Genomic DNA, 659 nt, shown 5'->3' on the forward strand with positions numbered 1-659 from the left:
GAAGCGGAAGACCTGCTTCAGGACGTGTTCACGACGGCGTGGCGTCGCGCCGATTCATTCGACGCCGGACGCGGCACGGCGATGACATGGCTGATGACGCTCGCACGCAATCGAACCATCGACCGGATCAGGCAGCACCGCGAGGTTCCGCTCGACGACGAACTGGCGCTGTCGATCCCCGACGAGAACCCGACGCCCGATCTCGGCGCGCAGGCGAGCCAGGAGCGCCTGCGTCTGGAGCGCGGGCTCGCGCATCTGGGCGAACGGCAGGCCTATGTGCTGCGGGAAGCGTTTCATGGCGGCGCGTCGTACGCGGAGCTGGCCGAACGCATGCAGGTGCCGCTCGGCACGATGAAGAGCTGGATTCGCCGCAGCCTGATGCGACTCAAGGTATATCTCGAGCAATGAGCGCGCGAATCACCTCGCGGTTCGATCGCGCTGCGCGAGTCGAACCGCGCGCCGTTGAATCGGCATTTGCAGCGGCGGCGGCAGCGCGCCGCTGACTCGATGGAGAGGCGACAGCATCGCCGCCGTGGGCCTGCGATCTTTCATCGTGATGCCCCCCCGAATTCGATGCTCCGGCACTCGGGTCGGCGAGCTGTTCAGGACGTCGCCACGGAGGGATTCGGATCAACCGTTCATCGAAGGCGCGGCGGCCA

1 protein-coding gene is annotated in these 659 nt (G+C 66.6%); it reads left to right on the plus strand.

From position 1 onward, the window contains the following. Positions 1 to 408, plus strand: a 408-nt coding sequence (locus tag AC0KUR_RS38045; protein ID WP_473377412.1) for a sigma-70 family RNA polymerase sigma factor, incomplete at its 5' end; no start/stop codon positions are given. Between the last annotated feature and the right edge of the window lie 251 nt (positions 409 to 659).

This window comes from Burkholderia sp. YHN3-13 (genome assembly GCF_055810675.1).